This window comes from Streptomyces sp. NPDC058257 (genome assembly GCF_042881845.1).
Taxonomy (GTDB): domain Bacteria; phylum Actinomycetota; class Actinomycetes; order Streptomycetales; family Streptomycetaceae; genus Streptomyces.
On sequence record NZ_JBHVXJ010000012.1, the window covers coordinates 77,070 to 96,895 of the forward strand.

19 protein-coding genes are annotated in these 19,826 nt (G+C 71.1%); 10 read left to right on the forward strand and 9 right to left on the reverse strand.

Features of this window, described 5'->3' with window-relative positions:
* Positions 1-7: 7 nt before the first annotated feature.
* Positions 8-562, forward strand: a complete 555-nt coding sequence (locus tag ACFVXC_RS26640; protein ID WP_389909589.1) for a hypothetical protein — start codon at positions 8-10, stop codon at positions 560-562.
* A gap of 135 nt (positions 563-697) precedes the next feature.
* Here ACFVXC_RS26640 and ACFVXC_RS26645 read toward each other — a convergent pair whose 3' ends face one another.
* Positions 698-1,135, reverse strand: a complete 438-nt coding sequence (locus ACFVXC_RS26645; protein ID WP_389909592.1) for a VOC family protein — start codon at positions 1,133-1,135, stop codon at positions 698-700.
* Positions 1,136-1,234: 99 nt separating this feature from the next.
* Positions 1,235-1,747, reverse strand: coding sequence for a pyridoxamine 5'-phosphate oxidase family protein (locus tag ACFVXC_RS26650; RefSeq protein ID WP_389909595.1), 513 nt, complete (start codon positions 1,745-1,747; stop codon positions 1,235-1,237).
* 118 nt (positions 1,748-1,865) lie between these two features.
* Here ACFVXC_RS26650 and ACFVXC_RS26655 point away from each other — a divergent pair, with 118 nt between their 5' ends.
* Positions 1,866-4,859, forward strand: coding sequence for a bifunctional [glutamine synthetase] adenylyltransferase/[glutamine synthetase]-adenylyl-L-tyrosine phosphorylase (locus ACFVXC_RS26655; protein ID WP_389909598.1), 2,994 nt, complete (start codon positions 1,866-1,868; stop codon positions 4,857-4,859).
* Between the two features lie 20 nt (positions 4,860-4,879).
* Here ACFVXC_RS26655 and ACFVXC_RS26660 read toward each other — a convergent pair whose 3' ends face one another.
* Positions 4,880-5,629, reverse strand: a complete 750-nt coding sequence (locus tag ACFVXC_RS26660; protein WP_389909601.1) for an alpha/beta fold hydrolase — start codon at positions 5,627-5,629, stop codon at positions 4,880-4,882.
* A gap of 112 nt (positions 5,630-5,741) precedes the next feature.
* Here ACFVXC_RS26660 and ACFVXC_RS26665 point away from each other — a divergent pair, with 112 nt between their 5' ends.
* The gene (locus ACFVXC_RS26665) at positions 5,742-6,290 is read left to right on the forward strand and encodes a TetR/AcrR family transcriptional regulator (protein WP_389909604.1); all 549 of its coding nucleotides are present in this window, start codon (positions 5,742-5,744) and stop codon (positions 6,288-6,290) included.
* Positions 6,291-6,303: 13 nt separating this feature from the next.
* Here the strand turns inward: ACFVXC_RS26665 and ACFVXC_RS26670 are convergent, their stop codons facing one another.
* Positions 6,304-6,780: an ATP-binding protein gene (locus ACFVXC_RS26670; protein WP_389909607.1), complete on the reverse strand. Its 477-nt coding sequence runs from the start codon at positions 6,778-6,780 to the stop codon at positions 6,304-6,306.
* Positions 6,781-6,929: 149 nt separating this feature from the next.
* Here ACFVXC_RS26670 and ACFVXC_RS26675 point away from each other — a divergent pair, with 149 nt between their 5' ends.
* Positions 6,930-7,799, forward strand: a complete 870-nt coding sequence (locus ACFVXC_RS26675) for a helix-turn-helix domain-containing protein (protein ID WP_389909610.1) — start codon at positions 6,930-6,932, stop codon at positions 7,797-7,799.
* Positions 7,796-8,011: a DUF397 domain-containing protein gene (locus tag ACFVXC_RS26680; protein WP_389909613.1), complete on the forward strand. Its 216-nt coding sequence runs from the start codon at positions 7,796-7,798 to the stop codon at positions 8,009-8,011. The genes ACFVXC_RS26675 and ACFVXC_RS26680 overlap by 4 nt, the downstream gene beginning before the upstream one ends.
* A gap of 45 nt (positions 8,012-8,056) precedes the next feature.
* Here ACFVXC_RS26680 and ACFVXC_RS26685 read toward each other — a convergent pair whose 3' ends face one another.
* The 3 genes from ACFVXC_RS26685 to ACFVXC_RS26695 form a co-directional block, all read right to left on the reverse strand.
* Positions 8,057-8,935 (reverse strand): phosphatase PAP2 family protein, encoded by an 879-nt coding sequence (locus tag ACFVXC_RS26685; protein WP_389909617.1) that lies wholly within the window; start codon positions 8,933-8,935, stop codon positions 8,057-8,059.
* 75 nt (positions 8,936-9,010) lie between these two features.
* Positions 9,011-10,045: a LacI family DNA-binding transcriptional regulator gene (locus ACFVXC_RS26690; protein WP_389909620.1), complete on the reverse strand. Its 1,035-nt coding sequence runs from the start codon at positions 10,043-10,045 to the stop codon at positions 9,011-9,013.
* Between the two features lie 25 nt (positions 10,046-10,070).
* On the reverse strand, positions 10,071-11,720 hold the full coding sequence (locus ACFVXC_RS26695) for a glycoside hydrolase family 13 protein (RefSeq protein WP_389909623.1): 1,650 nt from the start codon (positions 11,718-11,720) through the stop codon (positions 10,071-10,073).
* Positions 11,721-12,231: 511 nt separating this feature from the next.
* Here ACFVXC_RS26695 and ACFVXC_RS26700 point away from each other — a divergent pair.
* The 5 genes from ACFVXC_RS26700 to ACFVXC_RS26720 all read left to right on the forward strand — a co-directional run bounded on the left by ACFVXC_RS26700 (position 12,232) and on the right by ACFVXC_RS26720 (position 17,347).
* Positions 12,232-13,857, forward strand: a complete 1,626-nt coding sequence (locus tag ACFVXC_RS26700) for a SpoIIE family protein phosphatase (protein ID WP_389909626.1) — start codon at positions 12,232-12,234, stop codon at positions 13,855-13,857.
* Between the two features lie 179 nt (positions 13,858-14,036).
* On the forward strand, positions 14,037-14,963 hold the full coding sequence (locus ACFVXC_RS26705; protein WP_389910024.1) for a metal-dependent hydrolase: 927 nt from the start codon (positions 14,037-14,039) through the stop codon (positions 14,961-14,963).
* Position 14,964: 1 nt separating this feature from the next.
* The gene (locus ACFVXC_RS26710; protein ID WP_389909629.1) at positions 14,965-16,035 is read left to right on the forward strand and encodes a PDR/VanB family oxidoreductase; all 1,071 of its coding nucleotides are present in this window, start codon (positions 14,965-14,967) and stop codon (positions 16,033-16,035) included.
* Positions 16,036-16,100: 65 nt separating this feature from the next.
* Positions 16,101-16,805 carry a TetR/AcrR family transcriptional regulator gene (locus ACFVXC_RS26715; RefSeq protein ID WP_389909632.1) on the forward strand — a complete coding sequence of 235 codons (705 nt, stop codon included), beginning with the start codon at positions 16,101-16,103 and terminating at the stop codon, positions 16,803-16,805.
* Positions 16,802-17,347 carry a GNAT family N-acetyltransferase gene (locus tag ACFVXC_RS26720; protein ID WP_389909635.1) on the forward strand — a complete coding sequence of 182 codons (546 nt, stop codon included), beginning with the start codon at positions 16,802-16,804 and terminating at the stop codon, positions 17,345-17,347. The genes ACFVXC_RS26715 and ACFVXC_RS26720 overlap by 4 nt, the downstream gene beginning before the upstream one ends.
* Before the next feature lie 4 nt (positions 17,348-17,351).
* On the opposite strand, the gene ACFVXC_RS26725 is transcribed toward ACFVXC_RS26720, so the two are convergent.
* Both ACFVXC_RS26725 and ACFVXC_RS26730 read right to left on the reverse strand, forming a co-directional pair.
* The gene (locus ACFVXC_RS26725) at positions 17,352-19,247 is read right to left on the reverse strand and encodes a hypothetical protein (RefSeq protein ID WP_389909638.1); all 1,896 of its coding nucleotides are present in this window, start codon (positions 19,245-19,247) and stop codon (positions 17,352-17,354) included.
* A gap of 42 nt (positions 19,248-19,289) precedes the next feature.
* Positions 19,290-19,784 carry a tetratricopeptide repeat protein gene (locus tag ACFVXC_RS26730; protein ID WP_389909641.1) on the reverse strand — a complete coding sequence of 165 codons (495 nt, stop codon included), beginning with the start codon at positions 19,782-19,784 and terminating at the stop codon, positions 19,290-19,292.
* Positions 19,785-19,826: the final 42 nt, after the last annotated feature.

Consider the following 19,826-nt stretch of genomic DNA (forward strand, 5'->3'; position numbering starts at 1 on the left):
TGAAGCGATGACATTGCACTCTGATGTGGCCGAGTTGCTGGCGGAGGCCGGCATCATCGACGTGGACGTCGACGAAGCCGTCGCGGACGACCACTCCCGAACGTCCGCGTACCTACGCGTCGTCTCGGTGATCGCTTCCTCGCGGAGCCGTGACCGAGACCGCGCGATCGTGGCCACGATCCTGCGCGACCCCAACGAAATGGGGTCCAAGACGGCGGTGGTCGCCCTCGTGGACGAGATCGCGTGGAAGGTGACCGGTCCTGCCGAGTACCGGCAGTGGTCGGCGGAACTACTGCCGGAGATCGACCAGCTCCCGGTGGAGGGGTACCGCGAGTTCATCCGCCGCCGCATCGACGACTGGCTGTTCTTCCTGTCCGTCAAGGACGGCCATGTACCGACACCGGCCGAGCTGGCGGAGGTCACGGACTGGATGCAGCGCCACCTCGCCGACTGGTCGAGGTCACCGGCGGTACTCGCCGTGGTCGCCGAGTCGGCCCGCACCAGGAAGACACGGAACATCGCGAAGAACCGGGCCGGGAGCCGCGAGCTGAGAACGGAATGAGCCGGTGGCGCCGAGGGGCGGCCCGCCCATGAGCCGCGGACGCGTCCCCCGGGCCATCCGGCCGACACGTCCGCAGCTTTTCGTCGGCTGAGCGCGCCCCGCGGCGGAGCCACTGGTCGATACGGCCCCGCGCCCCTACGGCGCGCCGACGATCGCCTCGCGCAGCGGAGTCGTCGCCCGTACCCGGTACTCCTGGATCGCCCACCCATTGCCGTCCGGGTCCTTGAAGTACATGAACGTGCCGCCGTCCTGCGGTGCGTGCGCCACCGGCTCCGAGATCTCCAGGCCCCGCGCGGTCAGCTCGGCGTGCGCGGCCTTCGCGTCGGCGACGCAGAGCTGGAGGCCCTGGTAGGAACCGGGGGCCGGGGTGGGGCCTTCCACCATCGTGTCCCAGAGGGTGTCGGTGAGGGCGATGGAACAGCCGGAGCCCGGCGGGGTCAGCTGGACGATGCGCATGCCCGGCATGACCTCCTGGTCGATGTCGACGTGGAAGCCGAGCTTGTCCCGGTAGAAATCCTTCGCCCGGTCGACGTCGCTGACGGGGAGCGGGATCACCTCAAGTGTGTATTCCATGGGGCCGAGTACATCAGGGCGCCGGGCCCCTGTCAGTGTGAACGGCGGCGTCCGCTCCGGGTTCCCCGCACGCCCGCACGCCCGCACGCCCGCACGCCCTCATACGAAGCGCCACCGCGTCTGGCTGAACGGTTCGCCCTTGCCGAAGCCGAAGGCGGTGCGGGGGGCCACCTCGAAGACGTACGCGTGGCCGGGGCCGTGGTGGAAGCAGCCGTCCCGCACCTCGTAGTGCCAGAAGCTGCCGTACTTCTCCTCCCACGCCACCGCCAGGCGCCGCAGCCTGTCCTCGTCGGTGATCCGGACCGCGGCGCCCTCGACGACCAGGTCGTAGCCCTTGTCCCAGAGGTTGACGCCCGTGGTCAGCACGGTCTCGGGGTTGGCCGCCACGTTCCGTGCCTTGCGCTCCTCGGGTCCCGTGCAGAAGTGCAGCGCGCCGTCCAGCCAGACCGCGGGCAGCGGTGTGACGTGCGGACGGCCGTCGGGGCGTACGGTCGAGATCCAGAAGAGCTCGGCACCCTTGAGCTGCCGCAGCGCGTCGGTCCACGGAGTCGCGACGGCTCCCGCACTGCTGTACCGGGCATCCAGTTCTGTGCGAGGTTCCTTGCTCGGCATGGCCCGCCTCCAGGCGTCGACAGTGGTGCTCCCGTCCAAGGACGGACCGCGCACGCGGGCAGAACTCATCGGTCAGGCCGTAGGCTCGAGCCAGGAGTGATCGAACGGAGGCGCGAGGATGACGGTGCCGCAAGGGCGCAGAAGCAGTACGTTCACGCGGCTGCTGCGGCATGGTTTCACTGATCCGTCCGCCGCCGAGCGGCTGCTCGACGCTCCCGAGCTGTCCTCGGTGCGCACCGATCCGGTGCTCCTTGATGCCCTGAGCGCCGCCGCCGACCCGGACCTGGCCCTTCTCGGCCTCCTGCGTCTGGTCGAGGGCCAGCCCGACGACACCAGCCGCCGGGAGCTGCTCGACACCCTGGTCAGCGCCAAGCCGCTGCGTGACCGGCTGCTCGGCGTGCTCGGCGCGTCCGAGGCCCTGGCCGACCACCTGGCCCGGCACCCCGGCGACTGGCGGGCCCTGGCCACGTACGAGCTGGCCGACCTGCACCCCGGCGTCGAGGAGTTCGAGCGCGGCCTCGAGGATGCCACCGACCCGGACTTGCTCCGCGTCTCCTACCGTCGCTGCCTGCTCGCCATAGCGGCACGTGACGTCTGCGGCACGACGGACGTCGCCGAGGCGGCGGCCGAGCTCGCGGACCTCGCGACGGCCACCCTGCGCGCCGCGCTCACCATGGCCGAGACGGCGGCCCCGGCGGACGCCGCGCAGTGCAGGCTCGCGGTCATCGCGATGGGCAAGTGCGGTGGCCACGAGCTGAATTACGTGTCGGACGTCGACGTCATCTTCGTCGGTGAGGCGGTGGAGGGCGCCGAGGAGGGCGAGGCGGTCCAGGCCGCCACCCGGCTCGCCTCGCACATGATGCGGATCTGCTCGGAGACCACGGTCGAGGGCACCATCTGGCCGGTCGACGCCAACCTCCGCCCGGAGGGCCGCAACGGCCCCCTGGTGCGCACCCTCAGCAGCCACCTCGCCTACTACCAGCGCTGGGCCAAGACCTGGGAGTTCCAGGCGCTGCTCAAGGCCCGCCCGGTCGCCGGGGACCTGACACTCGGCGAGGAGTACGTCGCCACGCTCGCGCCCCTCGTCTGGCACGCGGCCGAGCGCGACAACTTCGTGCCCGACGTGCAGAAGATGCGCCGCCGGGTGGTGGAGAACATCCCGGCGGGCGAGGTCGACCGCGAGGTGAAGCTGGGCCCGGGTGGTCTGCGGGACGTCGAATTCGCCGTACAGCTGCTGCAGTTGGTGCACGGCCGCGGTGACACCTCGATCCGCAGCGGCTCGACCCTGGTGGCCCTGGAGGCGCTCGCGGCCGGCGGTTACGTGGGACGCGTGGACGCGGTGCAGCTCGACGACGCGTACCGCTTCCTGCGTTCTCTGGAGCACCGCATCCAGCTGTTCAAGATGCGGCGCACCCACCTGATCCCCGAGGACGACGCGAACCTGCGGCGCATCGGCCGTTCCCTGGGCATGCGGACGGAGCCGATCACGGAGCTGAACCGTGCGTGGAAGCGGCACACCTCGGTCGTACGCCGCCTGCACGAGAAGCTCTTCTACCGTCCGCTCCTGGACGCCGTTGCCCAACTTGCGCCCGTAGAGACCCGGTTGAGCACGGAGGCGGCCCGCGCACGCCTGGTGGCCCTCGGCTACCACGACCCCGCCGCCGCCCTGCGCCACCTGGAGGCGCTGGCTTCGGGCGTCACGCGCAAGGCGGCGATCCAGCGCACCCTGCTCCCCGTACTGCTCGGCTGGTTCGCGGACTCGGCGGACCCCGACGCGGGACTCCTGAACTTCCGCAAGGTGTCCGACGCGCTCGGCAAGACCCCCTGGTATCTGAGGCTCCTGCGGGACGAGGGCGCGGCGGCCGAGAACCTGGCCCGCGTCCTGTCCGCCGGACGTCTGGCCCCCGACCTCCTCCTGCGCGCCCCCGAAGCGGTGGCCCTCCTCGGCGACCTGCGAGGCCTCGAACCGCGCGACCACGCCCACCTGGAACAGGAGACCCTGGCAGCGGTGGGCCGCGCGGACGGCGCCGAGAAGGCGGTGACGGCGGCACGAGGCGTCCGCCGCCGCGAACTGTTCCGCACGACGGCGGCGGACATCATCGGCTCGTACGGCACGGAGGAGAGCCCCGCGGCGGCCGACCCCGGCGCGCTCCTCGACCGGGTGGGCGACGCGGTCTCCGACCTCACGGCGGTGACGATCGCGGGCACGTTGCGCGCGGTGGTCCGCGAAGGCTGGGGCGACACGCTGCCGGTGCGGTTCGCGGTGATCGGCATGGGCCGCTTCGGCGGCCACGAACTGGGCTACGGCTCGGACGCGGACGTCCTCTTCGTCCACGAGCCGCGCGAGGGCGTCGGGGACCACGAGGCGGCGAAAGCGGCGGCCCAGGTGGTCTCGGAGATGCGCAGGCTCCTCCAACTCCCGAGCGCCGACCCGCCGTTGCTGATAGACACGGACCTGCGTCCGGAGGGCAAGAGCGGCCCGCTGGTGCGGACTCTCGCCTCGTACGAGGCCTACTACCGCCGCTGGTCCCTCGTCTGGGAGTCCCAGGCGCTGCTACGGGCCGAACCGGTCGCGGGCGACGCGGAGCTGGGGCGTGCCTTCATCGAACTTGTGGACCCGCTGCGCTATCCGGCGGAGGGCCTCGGCGAGGACGCGGTCCGCGAGATCCGCCGCCTGAAGGCCCGCATGGAGGCGGAACGCATGCCGCGCGGCGCCGACCCGACCCTCCACACCAAACTGGGCCGCGGCGGCCTCTCGGACGTCGAATGGACCGTCCAGCTCATGCAGCTGACCCACGGCTGGGCCGAACCGGGCCTGCGCACGACCCGCACCCGCCGGGCCCTCGCGGCGGCCTGCGCGGCGGAGCTGATCCCGACCGAGGACGCGGCGATCCTGGACGAGGCGTGGGTGCTGGCCGCCCGGGTGCGCAACGCGGTGATGCTGGTGCGCGGTCGGGCGGGCGACACGTTCCCCTCGGATGGGCGTGAACTGGCGGCGGTGGGACGGTACTTGGGGTACGACCCCGGGCACGTGGGGGACATGCTCGACGACTACCGGCGGACCACGCGCAGGGCGCGGGCCGTGATGGAGGAGCGGTTCTACGGGGCGTAGGCCTTGGGCGCGGGCGGTCCTCAGTCGGGGAGCGACGCCCAGAAGCGGCGCAGCACGTCTGCTCCCCGTCCGGGGTCCTGGAGCATCCAGTAGTGGGTGAGGCCGTCCAGTTCCGTCAGCCGCGCCCCGAGCCGTTCGGCCATGTCCCGGTCCTGCGCGGGCTGCGCCATGGGGTCGCCGGTCGGGGCCAGTATCAGTCCCCGGGCGGCGGCGGGGCGGTCGAAGTCCTTGCCCCAGTCGGCGTGGAAGTTGGGCCAGGCCGAGCGGTAGAGCGCCAGGATGGCGGCGCTCATCTCCTCGTCGTGGACCTCGTCGATCTCCTTCGCGAGGTCGGCGCCCAGACCCCGTGGGCGAAGGAGGTCGCCGAAGGTGGGGCCGCTGCTCGTGGGTGACTTGCGCAGTCCGGCGAGCGACTCCTCGCCCTGCGGGCTCTTCTGCCAGTAGGTGGCCGCCTCGTGCCACCGGTAGTCGGGGTGCCAGCCGTGGGCGACGTCGGACACCCAGCTGCGTACCGGCACGTCGTAGGCGGAGACGACCCGCATCGCGAGGTGGGCGCCCCAGTCATGGCCGACGACATCAACTGGCCCTTCAACGGAGCGCAGTTCGTCGGCCAGCCAGGCCGCGTACGTCTCCTTGTCCCGCACGTGGGGCGGGCGGGTGCTGCCGAAGCCGGGCAGGCGGAGGGCCACGGTGGGCTGCTCGATCCGTTGCCGGAGGTCATTCCAGATGGTCGGTGTCTCCGGCACTCCGTGCACGAATACGACAGTCATGGCTGCTCCCGGGTACGGCGAAGTGGATTAGCTATCCACTTGACCGTAGCATCAACCTGATAACCTATCCACCTAGGATCGTGAGGGACGAGGAAGAACGTGAGGGAGGAAGATGAGGGCCGACGCCGTACGGAACAGGCAGCGGATCTTCGACGAGGCTCACACTGCCGTCACGGCCGGGGAGATCACGCTCACCCTCAACGAGCTCGCACACCGGTCCGGGGTAGGGGTCGGGACGGTCTACCGGCTCTTCCCGACCCAGCGGGCGATGCTGGAGGCCATCCTGGAGGACTCGGTACGCGCCCTCGTCGGCGTGGCGACCGAGGCGGAGCGGCAGCCGGAGCCTGTCCAGGCCCTCATCGGTTTCCTCCATGCCGCACTCTCGGCGGCCCTCGCCCAGCCCGGCCTCATCGACATCCTGATCACCGAGACCGATGAGACCGACTCCCTGCGCCAGGCCAAGGGCGAACTGGGCGCAGCCGCTTCCCGCCTGCTCGCACGTATTGACCCGGAGCCCGCACTCACCGGCGAGAACCTGCTCAAGCTCCTGTGCGGACTGATCCACGCCGTCAACGAGCACCCGGCGGACCGGCGGCCCGCCGCGACCGACGCCTACCTCCGCATCCTCCAGGCGGGCCTCACGTCAAGCCCTGCCCCGTAGACGCCCTGCGTGCTCAATACCCGTCGTGCGGCAGCAGGCACCGCACCTGCTTGCCGATGGGCGTCCGTGTCACGTCCCAGCCGGGCGCCAGTAGGTCCATGAGCGGCAGGCCCCGCCCCGATTCGGCGCCGGGATCGTCCAGTCGTGCGCCGGTGTGGTGGGGGAGGCGCCTTCGGTCCGGGTCGTGCAGGCGGACCCAGATTCCGGCGGGGCGCGCCTCCACCTCCGCCACGAGTGGCACGAAGTCGCCGCAGGCCTGGACGGCGTTGCCGTACAGCTCGGCGAGGACCAACTGGGCGCTGTCGACCGCGTCGGGCTCGACGCCCGCGCCGCACAGCACGTCCTGGGTGAGGCCGCGTGCCGCGCGGAGATTGCGCGGCGATGCGGACATGTGGAGGACGAAGCCGGTGGGGGTGCGGGTGAGGTAGTGGCCCAGGTGGGCGGTGGTGGTGATGCCGGGGCTGGTCTCCCGGTGAGGGGTGAGGGTCAAGGTGACCTCCGCTCAACAGCCGCTCAGTTGCGGCGCGTTGAACTAACAGTGGCGCCCTTTCACAGCAACACGCAAGTTTGTCACCTCAATTGATTACTAGCTACTTTGTTCCAGTCGATTTCCACTCAGGGTGATGTGACACTCGGTGCATGCCAAACGTGCGCCCCGTACCCACTGTTCGACGCCGTCGCCTGGGTGAAGCCCTGCGCCGGTACCGCAATGCCGCAGGGATGACCCTCGAATCGGCGTCCGCCGGAGTCGGCTGGCTCGGTCCGAAGCTGTCCCGGATCGAGACGGCCCAGGCGCACATCAAGCCCACCGAAGTCGCTGAACTGCTCAAGCTGTACGGGGTCGGCGACCCCGAAGTCGTGGTGGCATTGGGAGGGCTGGCTAAGGACTCCCGCAAGAAAGGGTGGTGGCAGACCTATAGCGGGGTCGTCTCACCTGCCTACGCGGACTACATCTCCCTGGAGTCGGATGCGGAGAGTGTGCGCGCCTATGCGCCGCTGCTGATCCCGGGGCTGCTCCAAACTGCCGCGTACGCACGGGAGACCATCGCCGCCAACGCCACGACGCGTTCAGCGGAGGAAGTGGCGGCTCTCGCGGAGGTCCGGCAGGCACGCCAGGCCGTGCTGACGCGACCCGGCGGCCCGTTGAAGCTGTGGGCGGTCATTCACGAAGCCGTGCTCCATCAGCGGTTCGCGGCGCGTCCGGCCATCATGCGGGAGCAGCTGCAGCGTTTGCTCGACGTCGCGGAGTTGCCCAACGTAACTCTCCAGGTCATGCCGCTGGCCGCCACTCCGCACCCAGGGGGAGCGGGCGGCTTCAGCCTCGCGGGGTTTCCCGGTCCGATGCCGGATGTCGTCACGCTGGAGAACCTGATCGGGGCGACCTACGTGGAGGGGAGCGATGAGGTTCGGGTCTTCGCGGACGCCTTCGAACGCATTGTCGCAGCGGCGCTTTCGATGGACGATACGTTGGCACTCGTCGCCCAGTTGGAGGAGAGAAGCCGCAAGTGAACACCTCGAAGGCGGAGCAGTCAGGCCACGACCTCTCCGCCGTCACCTGGCGCAAGTCATCCGCGAGCGCGGGCGAACATGAATGCGTCGAGGTCGCCGACCTCCCCGACGGCGCCCGCGCCGTTCGTGACTCCAAGGTTCCCGAAGGCCCCGCCTTCATCGTGGGGCCCGGAGCCTGGAGTGAGTTCGTCGGCGGGGTGGCCGGGGTCTGACGTACGCGCCCACCGCCACCCGTGACAGCCGGAGCGGCGCTCCGCTCAGGCCTCGGCCTTGGTCGACCGCGGCGGAGCCTCGCCCTCCCGCAGCGCCACCTCGCGCGCCAGCCGGTACGGCATCGCCCCGTACCAGAGCCGCGCCACCGCGAATCCGAACGCCAGGCAGATCATGCCGCCCACCGCGTCCAGCCAGAAGTGGTTGGCGGTGGCCACGATCACGATCAGGGTCGCCGTGGGGTAGAGCAGGCCGAGCACCTTCACCCACGGCACCGAGGCCAGGGCGAAGATCGTCAGGCCGCACCACAGGGACCAGCCGATGTGCATCGACGGCATCGCCGCGTACTGGTTCGACATGTGCTTGAGGTCGCCGGAGGCCATGGAGCCCCAGGTCTGGTGGACGAGGACCGTGTCGATGAAGTCGTGGCCGTTCATCAGGCGCGGGGGAGCGAGGGGGTACAGGTAGTAGCCGAGCAGGGCCACGGCCGTCGTCGCGAAGAGTGCCGTGCGCGTCGCCGCGTAGCGTCCCGGATGCTTGCGGAACAGCCAGATCAGGACGCCGAGCGTCACCACGAAGTGCAGTGTCGCGTAGTAGTAGTTCATTCCGACGATCAGCCAAGTCACCGAGTCCAGCGCGTGGTTGACGCTCTGCTCCACGGCGATCCCGAGGTGCTGCTCGACCTTCCAGAGCCAGTCGGCGTTGTGCAGGGCCTGTGACTTCTGTTCCGGCACCGCGTTGCGGATCAGGGAGTACGTCCAGTAACTGACCGCGATCAGCAGGATCTCGAACCAGAGCCGGGGGCGGCGTGGCGCGCGAAGGCGACGCAGGAGATTGCGCCCATTGCGGTCATCCTGCTCGCCCGCGATGGGTGATGCGGTGGGCCGCTGCTGGCCTTCCAGTGTGGTCACAGTCATCTCACCCATAGGCACAGAGTCTGCCAGATATCGGCGTTCCGACCGATCATCCCAAGGTCTGGTTCAGGCCGCATTCTCTACGCCCTACGGACGAGTGCGTCCCCGAGGGGAAGAAGCTGTTGAACCTCGAACCACCAGCTCCGGCATGAAGACGAATTCGCTGTGCGGGGCGGGCGTGCCGCCGATCTCCTCAAGGAGCGTGCGTACCGCTGCCTGCCCCATCGAAGGCACAGGCTTACGCACCGTGGTCAGGGGCGGATCGGTGAACGCGATCAGGGGGGAGTCGTCGAATCCCACCACCGAGATGTCGTCGGGGACCTCGAATCCGCGCTCACGCGCCGTCCGTATCGCCCCCAGGGCCATCATGTCGCTCGCGCACACGATGGCCGTACAGCCGCGGTCCATCAGTGCGGACGCCGCGGCCTGCCCGCCCTCCAGGGTGTACAGCGAATGCTGGACCAGATCGGCCTCGATCTCCTCGGGAGTGAGCGACAGGAGGTCCTGCAGCGTGCGTACGAAGCCCTCGATCTTCCGCTGTACGGGTACGAACCGCTTGGGGCCCAGCGCGAGGCCGATCCGTGTATGCCCCAGGGAGACCAGATGGGTGACCGCGAGGCGCATCGCCGCCCGGTCGTCCGGCGAGATGAAGGGCGCCCGTACCTTGGGGGAGAAGCCGTCGACGAGCACGAACGGCACGCCTTGCGCGCGCAGCTGTTCATAGCGCTGCATGTCGGCGGAGGTGTCCGCGTGCAGCCCCGAGACGAAGATGATGCCGCAGACGCCGCGGTCCACCAGCATCTCCGTCAGCTCGTCCTCCGTGGAGCCGCCCGGCGTCTGGGTGGCGAGCACCGGCGTATACCCCTGCCGGGTCAGCGCCTGCCCGATGACCTGGGCGAGCGCCGGGAATATCGGGTTCTCCAGCTCCGGCGTGATCAGCCCGATCAGACCCGCGCTGCGCCGGCGAAGGCGCACCGGGCGTTCGTAGCCCAGCACGTCGAGTGCGGCAAGCACTGACTGGCGGGTGGCCCCGGCGACGCCGGGCTTGCCGTTGAGCACTCGGCTGACCGTCGCTTCGCTGACCCCCGCCTGCGCTGCGATGTCGGCCAGTCGCGCGGTCACAGGATTGGACTGTACCGGTCACATCTCAGGCTGCCCACCAGACCGTTGAATCTGCCGGGAGGTTCGTTCCGGTGGCGCCGGGCGTCGTGTCCGCGCTGGACAGGAGCACGGTGCCGGGGGTGGGGACCGTGGCGGGTGCGGAGCCCAGGTTCACCGTGCAGACGAACGTGCCCCCTGCCGTGGCGCGGCGGAACGACAGCACGCCCGCAGGAGCGTCGAGCCACTCCACGTCGCGGCCCGCGCCGAGCGCCGGGTGCTCCCGGCGTACGGCGAGCGCACGACGGTAGAACTCCAGGGTCGAGGAGGGGTCGCCCTCCTGGGCCTCGACCGTGAGGTCCTTCCACCCCGCGGGCTGCGGCAGCCAGCTCGGGCCGCCCTCGACCGGCCCGAAGCCGAACGGCGCCCGCTGCCCGGACCACGGCAGCGGCACCCGGCACCCGTCCCGCGTCCCGTCCTGCCCGGTGCTGCGGAAGAACGCCGGATCCTGACGCACCTCGTCCGGCAGCTCGGTCACCTCGGGCAGGCCCAGCTCCTCGCCCTGGTAGATGTACGCCGATCCGGGCAGCGCCAGCATGAGCAGAGTGGCCGCCTTCGCCCGACGCAGGCCGCGCGCCGCGTCGCCGTCGGCGAAGCGGGTGCGGTGGCGTACGACGTCGTGGTTGGAGAGCACCCACGTGGCGGGCGCCTGAACGGCGTTCATCGCGGCGAGGGAGCGGTCGATGACGGCGCGCAGCGCAGCCGCGTCCCAACCGGTCGTCAGATACTCGAAGTTGAAGGCCTGGTGCAGCTCGTCCGGGCGCAGATACCGCGCGCTGCGCTCCACCGTGGGCGTCCACGCCTCGGCGACGGCGATCCGCTCTCCCGCGTACTCCTGAAGGATCCGCCGCCAGGCGCGGTAGATCTCGTGCACGCCGTCCTGGTCGAAGTAGGGGACGGCCTGTCCGCCGAGCAGCTTCACCTGCTTCTCGTGGCCGATGTCGGGCAGGTTCGCCGCCTTGACCAGGCCGTGGGCCACGTCGATGCGGAAGCCGTCGACGCCGAGGTCGAGCCAGAAGCGCAGGATGGAGTGGAACTCCTCGTGCACCGCCGGGTGTTCCCAGTTGAAGTCGGGCTGCTCGGGCGCGAAGAGGTGGAGATACCACTGGCCGTCAGCGACTCGCGTCCAGGCCGGGCCGCCGAAGATGGACTCCCAGTCGTTGGGCGGCAGTTCACCGTCCGCGCCCTTCCCCGGACGGAAGTGGAAGCGTTCGCGCGGCGCCGACCCCGGGCCCTCGTGCAGCGCCCGCTTGAACCACTCGTGCTGGTCCGAGCAGTGGTTGGGCACCACGTCGACGATCACGCGAAGGCCGAGCGCGTGGGCTTCCCGTACGAGCCCGGTGGCGTCCGGCAGGGTGCCGAACATCGGGTCCACCGCGCGGTAGTCGGCCACGTCGTACCCGGCGTCGGCCTGCGGGGACGCGTAGAAGGGGGAGAGCCAGACGGCATCCACGCCGAGCCGCTTCAGATGGGGGAGGCGGGCCGTGACGCCCGGCAGGTCGCCCATGCCGTCGCCGTTCAGGTCGGCGAAGCTGCGCGGATAGACCTGATAGATGACGGCGTCGCGCCACCACTCGCGGCGCGCGGAGTCGTCGGACGAGGCGTCGGCGGCGGGGGCGGCGGTGACGTGCTGGGTCATGAAGTCCCTCAGTGGTCGGGGGATGTGCGGCACTGGGGTGAACGTCCCGCGCCGGGGGAAGGTCACGAAGACCGCGTACCGCGATGTGCTGAGGGTCTGTGCGAACGGCGCCGCATTCGCCTCCGTACGGAGGGCGAGGCGCGGTGGACGAGGCCTCTCCCGCCGCGGGGGACGTGAGGGGGTGCCGGGGGGCCGCAGCCATGCGGCGCGCGGACTCCCGCCGTCCACCTCGGCGCCACTCCTCAGGAGTCGAAGCAGGAGTCGAAGCAGGAGTCGAAGCAGGTCACGGACGTGCCGAGCGCTTGCCCCGGGCAGGCCGAATCAAGGGATTGTACGGGCAGGCGGGTCGTGGACGCGGCGACTTCGGTGACCTTTACCGTTCCGGGTCGAGCTGCCGCCGTCTTCTCCCGGGGCGAGCGGCGGGACGCTAACTTGATGGGGCAGGCACCAGTCGGCCTGCCCCGTTCCGCGCCGATGGGTCCCGCGTGAGCGTCAAGGGCAAGCAGGTGGGGTGGTCACGGTCAGCACGGTCCTGGTGGTCGACGATGTGCCCGCCAGCAGGTACGCGCTCAGCGCGGTCCTGCGCAGGGCCGGGCACCGTGTGCTGCTCGCCGCGAGCGCGAGCGAGGCACTGATCGAACTCGACGTACGGATGCGGGCGGGGGACCTGCCCGACGTGGCGCTCGTGGACGTCGGCCTGCCCGACATGAGCGGCTACGAACTCTGCCGCCGCATGAAGCAGCTGCCCCCCATCGCCGCCCTGCCCGTCGTCCACTTCTCGGCGGCCCCCCGCCCGCCCGCCGACCGGTGCCGGGGGCTCGACGCGGGAGGCGAGTCCTATCTGACGGTGCCCGCCGAACCGGAGGAGATCCAGGCGGTCGTACGGGCCGCCGCGCGCGGTGCCCGTGGCCGCAGTGACGCGCAGTTGCGCGTCGGGCGGCTTGCGTTGCTCGCCGCCGCGATCCTGGACGTGCAGTCGGCGCGCTGCCTCGACGAGCTGGCCGACGCGGGGGCCACGGGTGCCGCGCGGCTGGCCGACGGTCCGGCCGCGGTGTTCGTGCTGGGCGAGGGCGGCGAGATCCACCGGGGGCTCTCGCGGCGCAGGGCCCCCGCTTCGCTGCCGGACCCCGGGGCGCACGAGGCGGTGGCCAGGCTGATGCGGCGCATCATGTCGGGGCGCACGGGCGTGCGCCACACCGTAGTGCCGTCTCCGCTGTGGCCGGCGGGGTTCTTCCGTCCGGTGCGGTCCGTCGGGCAGTGGCGCGACGCGGCCCTGGAGGAGGCCGACCTCGTCCTGGCCCGCCTGAGCGAAGGGCGCATGCTGGTGTGCCTCGCGACACCCGCGTACCACGAGGGCCCTTCCGGCGAGACGGGGCACCTCGTCGAGCGGCTCGCCCACGCCACCGCGCTGGCCGCTGAGCCCCTGCTGATGTACGAGGAGGAGCGCCACGTCGCGCTGACCCTGCAACGCAGCTTCCTGCCCTCGCAGTTGCCGGAGCTGCCCGGCACGGACGTCGTCGTCCGCTACGAACCGGCTTCGCGCCAGGCGGAGATCGGCGGGGACTTCTACGCGGCGCTTCCCACGCCCGCCGGTGTCCTGGCCGGCATCGGTGATGTCGTCGGGCACTCTCTCGACGCGGCCACCGTGATGGTCGAGATCCGGCACGCCCTGCGCGCGTACTGCGTCGAGGACCCCGACCCCCGCGTGCTCGCGCTGCGCCTGGACCGGATGCTGCAGCACTACCACCCGGGCGTGACCGCCACGATGTGCCTGACCCTGGTCGACCCGGCCACCGGGCGCACCCGGATCGCCAACGCGGGCCACATCCCGCCGCTCGTGGTGCGCGACGAGGGCACGGCCGCGTACGTCGACGCGAGCGGGCCGCTCATGGGCCTCGGCCTGGAGAGGCCGCGGCCGAGCGAGGTGGTCCTCGCGCCGTGTGACCGCCTGCTGATGGTCACGGACGGGCTCATCGAGACGCGCGGTACGGATCTGGCGGTGTCGATGGAGCAGCTGCGGGCGGCGGCCGAGGGCGCGCCGCGAGGCGTCGCCGACCTGTGCGACACGCTCCTCACGTGCTTCGGGCGCGACCGGGAGGACGACATCGCGCTCCTTGCGCTGCGCAGGACGGGTTGAAGCGCGGGGCAGGACGGGCTGAAGCGCTGCGCAGGACGGGTTGAAGCACGGGGCGGATCGGGGCTGAAGCGCTGGGCGGGACGTGCTGAAGCGTGCGGGACGGGCTGAAAGAAACAGCCGCACACACCTGTACCCACGGGCCTACCCGTCAGTACATTGACGCCATGTCTAATACGGCGATGTCGAATCCGCAGAGCCGGGAGCCGAGGCCCGTCGCGTCCGAGCACATACCGCTCAAGGCACGCAAAGTCTCCTTCTCCTGGGAGGACACCCCGCTGCACTGGGTGCCGGGCGATCCCTTCGCCACGCACACGATCAACGTGCTGCACCTGCTTCTCCCCGCGGGCGAACGCTGGTTCGTCCACGTGTACAAGCAGGTCCTGCCGTACATCCGTGACGACCGGCTCCGCGAGGACGTGATCGGCTTCATCGGCCAGGAGGCCATGCACGCGCAGGCCCACGACGAGGTCCTGCCGCACCTCAAGGAGCAGGGCCTGGACCCCACGCCCTACACCGCCCAGGTCGACTGGCTCTTCGAGAAGATGCTCGGCGACCGGACGCTGCCGCCAGGCAAGGCCCGCAAGTGGTGGCTCATGGAGCGCGTCGCGATGATCGCCGCCATCGAGCACTACACCGCCTTCCTCGGCAACTGGGTCCTGAACGCGGACGAGCTTGACCGCAGGGGCGCCGACCCGACGATGCTCGACCTGCTGCGCTGGCACGGCGCGGAGGAGGTCGAGCACCGCTCCGTCGCCTTCGACCTCTTCATGCACGTCGACGGCAGCTACCGCCGCCGCGCCCGCACCTGGGCCACCGCCTTCACCGCCCTGGTCTTCCTCTGGCAGCGCGGCGCGCGCTTCTTCATGGAGAACGACCCGACGCTGATCGGCGCCAAGGCGTCCTTCAAGGACTTCTACCAGGGCGGAAAGAAGGGCACGCTGCCCACCACGCCGGACATGATCCGCTCCATCCCCCGCTATCTGAGCCGCGCCTACCACCCCTCCCACGAGGGCAGCACCGCACAGGCCGTCGCCTACCTCGCCTCCTCCCCGGCGGCCACCGCCGCCGAGACCGCGACGGAATCGCTGCCGAAGGGAGCGCACTGACATGCCGCGCATCCGCACCGTCCTGCTCGTCACGGGCGCGGCCCTGCTCGCCAAGCGGGCCATGCGGCGCCGCATCGACGCATCCCCGCTCTGGCCGCTGCCCGCCCTGGAGGAACCGGTCTCGGGCCGCCCGCGCTCGCGCGCCCTTCGCCTGGTCGTCACCCGGCACGAGACGGTCGCCGACGGCGTCGTACAACTGCGCCTGGAGGGTGACCACTTGCCCGCCTGGGAGCCGGGCGCCCATCTGGACCTGGTCCTGCCCTCGGGCCTCGTCCGCCAGTACTCGCTGTGCGGGGACCCGGAGGACACCTCCTCGTACACCGTCGCGACCCGTCTGATCGGCGAGGAGCAGGGCGGCCGGGGCGGTTCGCGCGAGGTGCACGAGCAGCTTCGGGCGGGCGCGGAGGTGGAGGTGCGCGGCCCGCGCAACCGCTTCCCGCTGGCCGACGCCGAGGTCTACGTCTTCGTGGCGGGCGGCATCGGCATCACCCCGATCCTGCCCATGCTGCGGGCGGTCGAGGCCGCGGGCCGTGAGTGGCGGCTGCTGTACGGGGGACGCTCCCGCGCCTCGATGCCGTTCCTGGAGGACGTGGAGAAACTGGCGGGCGCGAGGGCGGGTCGGCTCACGGTCGTCGCGCAGGACGAGGGCGGCCGCCCGGACCTCGCCGCGTTCCTCGCGGACCTGGACCCCTCCACCGCCGTCCACGTCTGCGGCCCCGAAGGCCTGATGGAGGCGGTGGCGGCGGCGCTGCCCGCAGGAGCCGACCTGCACCTGGAGCGTTTCACGCCCCACACGTCGACGGACGGCAACGCCGCCTTCGAGGTGGAACTGCGCCGCAGCGGGCGGATTCTCTCCGTGGCCGCCGACACCACGGTGCTCTCCGCGGTGCGCGCGGAGCTGCCCGACACCGCTTACTCCTGCGAGCAGGGTTTCTGCGGAACCTGCCAACAGCGGGTCCTGGAAGGGGAGATCGACCACCGGGACGAACTGCTCACGGATGCCGAGCGTGCCGACTCGATGCTGATCTGTGTGTCGAGGGCGAGCGGCGGCCGGATCGTGCTCGACATGTGAGAGGTGTGAACAGTTGGGGCCCACCGGCCCCTTGGACGGCCGGATCTGCTCGGTAAGGTGTTCGCATGACTACCGGGGTGCGCCGCAGAATGGGTGTCGATGAGCGGCGGCAGCAGTTGATCGGGGTCGCGCTCGACCTGTTCAGCCACCGCTCGCCAGACGACGTGTCCATCGACGAGATAGCAGCGGCCGCGGGCATCTCGCGCCCGCTGGTCTACCACTATTTCCCGGGGAAGCTCAGCCTGTACGAAGCGGCGCTGCAGCGGGCCGCCGACGACCTGGCCGACCGCTTCGTGGAACCGAGGGAAGGTCCGCTCGGCGCGCGCCTGCTGCGCGTGATGGGCCGCTTCCTCGACTTCGTTGACGGGCACGGCCCAGGCTTCTCCGCGCTGATGCGCGGCGGCCCCGCGGTCGGCTCGTCCACCACCAACGCGCTCATCGACTCGGTGCGGCAGGCCGCGTACGTCCAGATCCTCGCGCACCTGGACGTCACGGACCCGCCGGCCAGGCTCGAATTGGTGATCCGCTCCTGGATCTCGCTCGCCGAGTCCACGGCGCTCATCTGGCTCGACGGACGCCGCATTCCGCGCGCCGAGCTCGAACTGCAACTGGTGCACGACTTCGCGGCGCTCTCCGCGGTGAGCGCCGCGTACGACGAGGAGATGGCCGCGATCCTGCGCCGCATCCTCGCCGCGGAGCCACCGGAAGGCCCGTTCACCGAGCTGATCACCCGCCTGATCGAACTGGTACCGCAGGAGCAGAGCAGTTGACCCACCGCCTGGCCGACGAAGAGGACATCCCCACCCTCGTCACCCTCTACGACGGTGCCGCACGCTGGATGCTGAACCGGGGGATCGACCAGTGGAAGCCCGGCGACAAGGGCGCGGAGCACTTCCGCGGGCGGATCGCGTCGGACGAGGACGAGGTCTGGCTCGCGTACGACGGCGAGATCGTCACCGGGGCGTACGAGGTGTGGTGGGCGGACGAGCCCGCCTGGGGCGAACAACCACCCGTCGCGGGTTATGTGCACCGCCTGATGACACGGCGCGGCGCCCCGGCCGGAACGGGCCGCGCGATGCTGGAACGCGCGGAACGGCGGATAGCCGATGCGGGCCGGGACCGCTGCCGCCTGGACTGCGTGTCGTCCAACCCGCGCCTGCGGGAGTACTACGAGGCGGCGGGTTACGTGGTGGTGGGTGAGCTGCCGGGGAAGGTGGCGGCGGACGGGAGCACGTACGGCGTGACGCTCCTGGAGAAGGACCTGAAGGACCTGACCTGCGAGGTCCGGCCCCGTCCGACGCCTGACGGCTGACGGCTCAGCGCAGTGTCGACACCTTCTTGCCGTCCGCGAGCCGCCCGGTGAGCCCGGCGCGAGCGCCCCGCTCCACGGGCGCGCTCAGGGTGTTGCCGGGAGTCTGCGACCCTCCGGCGGCCCCGACCGAGACGACGTCCTTGCTGCCGCCGCCCAGCAGGTACCAGGTACCGGCCCGGGACTTCCACCGCACTCCCGCGAGCACCGAGGGCTCCCGCCCTCCGCACGCCGCGGAGTCCTCCGCCTTCGCCGCCACGGCCGCCGCGCCCGCCGCCTGGAACTGCGCGAGGGCCCGGCCTCCGTCGCCCCGCCAGGTGTCGGCCCGGGTGCAGATCCAGGCCGCCGCGCCGTTCGCCTCGGGCAGCACCTGACGCGCGTACTGCCAGGAGTTCACCGAGCGCACGCCGTTCGAGCGCGCGTCGGTGAGCGAGCAGGCCGTCGATGACCAGTTCGCGGCCGTGGCCTCACGAGGTGCCTGCGGGCGGCCCGCGGTGAGATGGGCGGGGACGAGTTCGCCGAGGTCGGTGGAGAGCCGGTTCACGCCCGTGTTGTCCCGCAGTTGCAGCGCGTCCCAGGACGTGCACGAGCGGGCCTGCGCCGGACTGGCGAACGGCTCGGTCACGCCCTCGGCGTCCCGCTTGAGAGGGCTGGCGTTCGCCTGCGGCTTCAGCAGATCACGTACGGCGACACCGTCCACCCAAGGCGCGGTCAGATAGCGCACGTTGCCGTCGACACGGTTGACCACCACGGCGCCCGCCTCGGCGCTCGTCGCGCCGTCCGCGCGCGCGAAGTCGAGTGCGGCTCCGCCGGTGCCGTCCTTGGGCTCGGCGTACCGCACGATGCGCAGTCCGTCGTAGAGGAGCACGACCCGCGCCGCGTCGACCTCGCCCGCGAAGAGCAGTTGCGCGGGCCCGGGAGGAGCGCCCGCCGCCGTGCCGGGCGTGGCGGAGACCTGCACCGACTCGCCGGGGCGTGCCCATACGGCCAGGGCCCGCCGCAGCAGGGCGTCGTCACCGATGAGCGCGCCCCTGGCGGGCCACACGGAGAAGTCGGCACGGGCGGAGCTCTTCCAGGTGCCTGCCGCGACCTTCGTCAGCTGCCCCGGGTCGAGCGCGGCCTGCCCGGCCGGGTTCTTCGCGTACGCGGGCGCGGCGGCGCCGTCGGGCCCCCACCCGTCGCCCGGGAGCCCGAGCAGCGCCCCGCACACCAGGGTGGCCACGAGCGCGACGCCGGCGGCCTTCATGTGCTGCCTGCGGCGCATCAGATCGGTGGGCCGCGCCTGCAGCGAGCAGGGGTCGAACTCGGGGGACTTGAGCAGGTCGAACGCCGCGTCCACGCTGTCCGACTCGGTCAGCGCGGCACCCGGCTCGTCGACTCCGACCGCGGCGAGCACCTTGAGTACGTCACTGTCGGGGAGCCGCTCAAGACCGCGCAGGACGTACGCGGCCCGGGCGGGGCCCGAGAGCGCCGCGAGCCGCTGGTCCAGTGCGAGTTCGTCGGCTCCGCCCGAGCGGGGGAAGAGCCGCAGGCCCCACACCTGCGGCAGCAGCGGCGGCAACTGCGAGCGCTTGGGCCAGGCGCCGCGCCGCAGCGGCAGCCCGGCGTCGAGCGCGGTGCGCAGGACGCGCAGCCGTACGTAGGCGTACCCGGGGTCGCCGCCGCGTGCGTCCCCCGAACGCTGCAGCGGAATGGCCTCGTCATCGCCGGACCTGCGGCTGCGGGGGAGCGCACGCTGGGTGAGCGCGTGGGCGGTCAGGACCCTCCGGTTGCGCCCGAGACTGGGCGGCAGGACCAGATAGGCGAGCCGCACCAGGCGTGGGTAGTGCTCCACGAGGGCGGCCTCGGCCTGCTCGACATCGACGGCACCGGAGAGATCCCGGGACGGGGAGGGGGACTTCACATTCGACGACACGTTCAGCAAAACGAGCGAATCGTCGGATGGTCACCTCTCGGTGAGCTGTCGCGCGTAGTTGCCCATGGACCGCTGATAGCGAGGCAGATGGGGAGCGAGGGCGCCGAGAACCAAGGCCAGACCTTCACGCTCACGTCCGAGACTGGCGTAACAGAGGGCGAGGGTCGCGCGGACCGCGTCGTCCAGCTCGTCGTGCGGGCCTTCCAGTTCGGGCGTGAGAAGTGCTACGCCTTCTTCCGGCTCTCCGATGTTCCGCAGCGAGCTGGAGAGCTGGATGAGGGTGCGGCGCCGCCGATATCCGTCCAGACCACGCTCCAGCGCCTCCCTGTACAAGGGCACGGCGCGGTCCGAGTGCCCCGTGGAGTCGAACGCGCAGGCTCGCTCGAAGGGGGCGAGGGGACTGCCGTCGGGCAACTCGGCGACGAGGGCGTCGATGACACTCCGGAACTCGCCGCCCCGCTCATCGTCGTACGTCTCCACCGTGGCCCACGCTTCGGCCAGACGCTGCTCCCACGCAATATCCATGGCCGTACTGTCGCACGGCGTGCCACCAGCAGAACAAGGCTT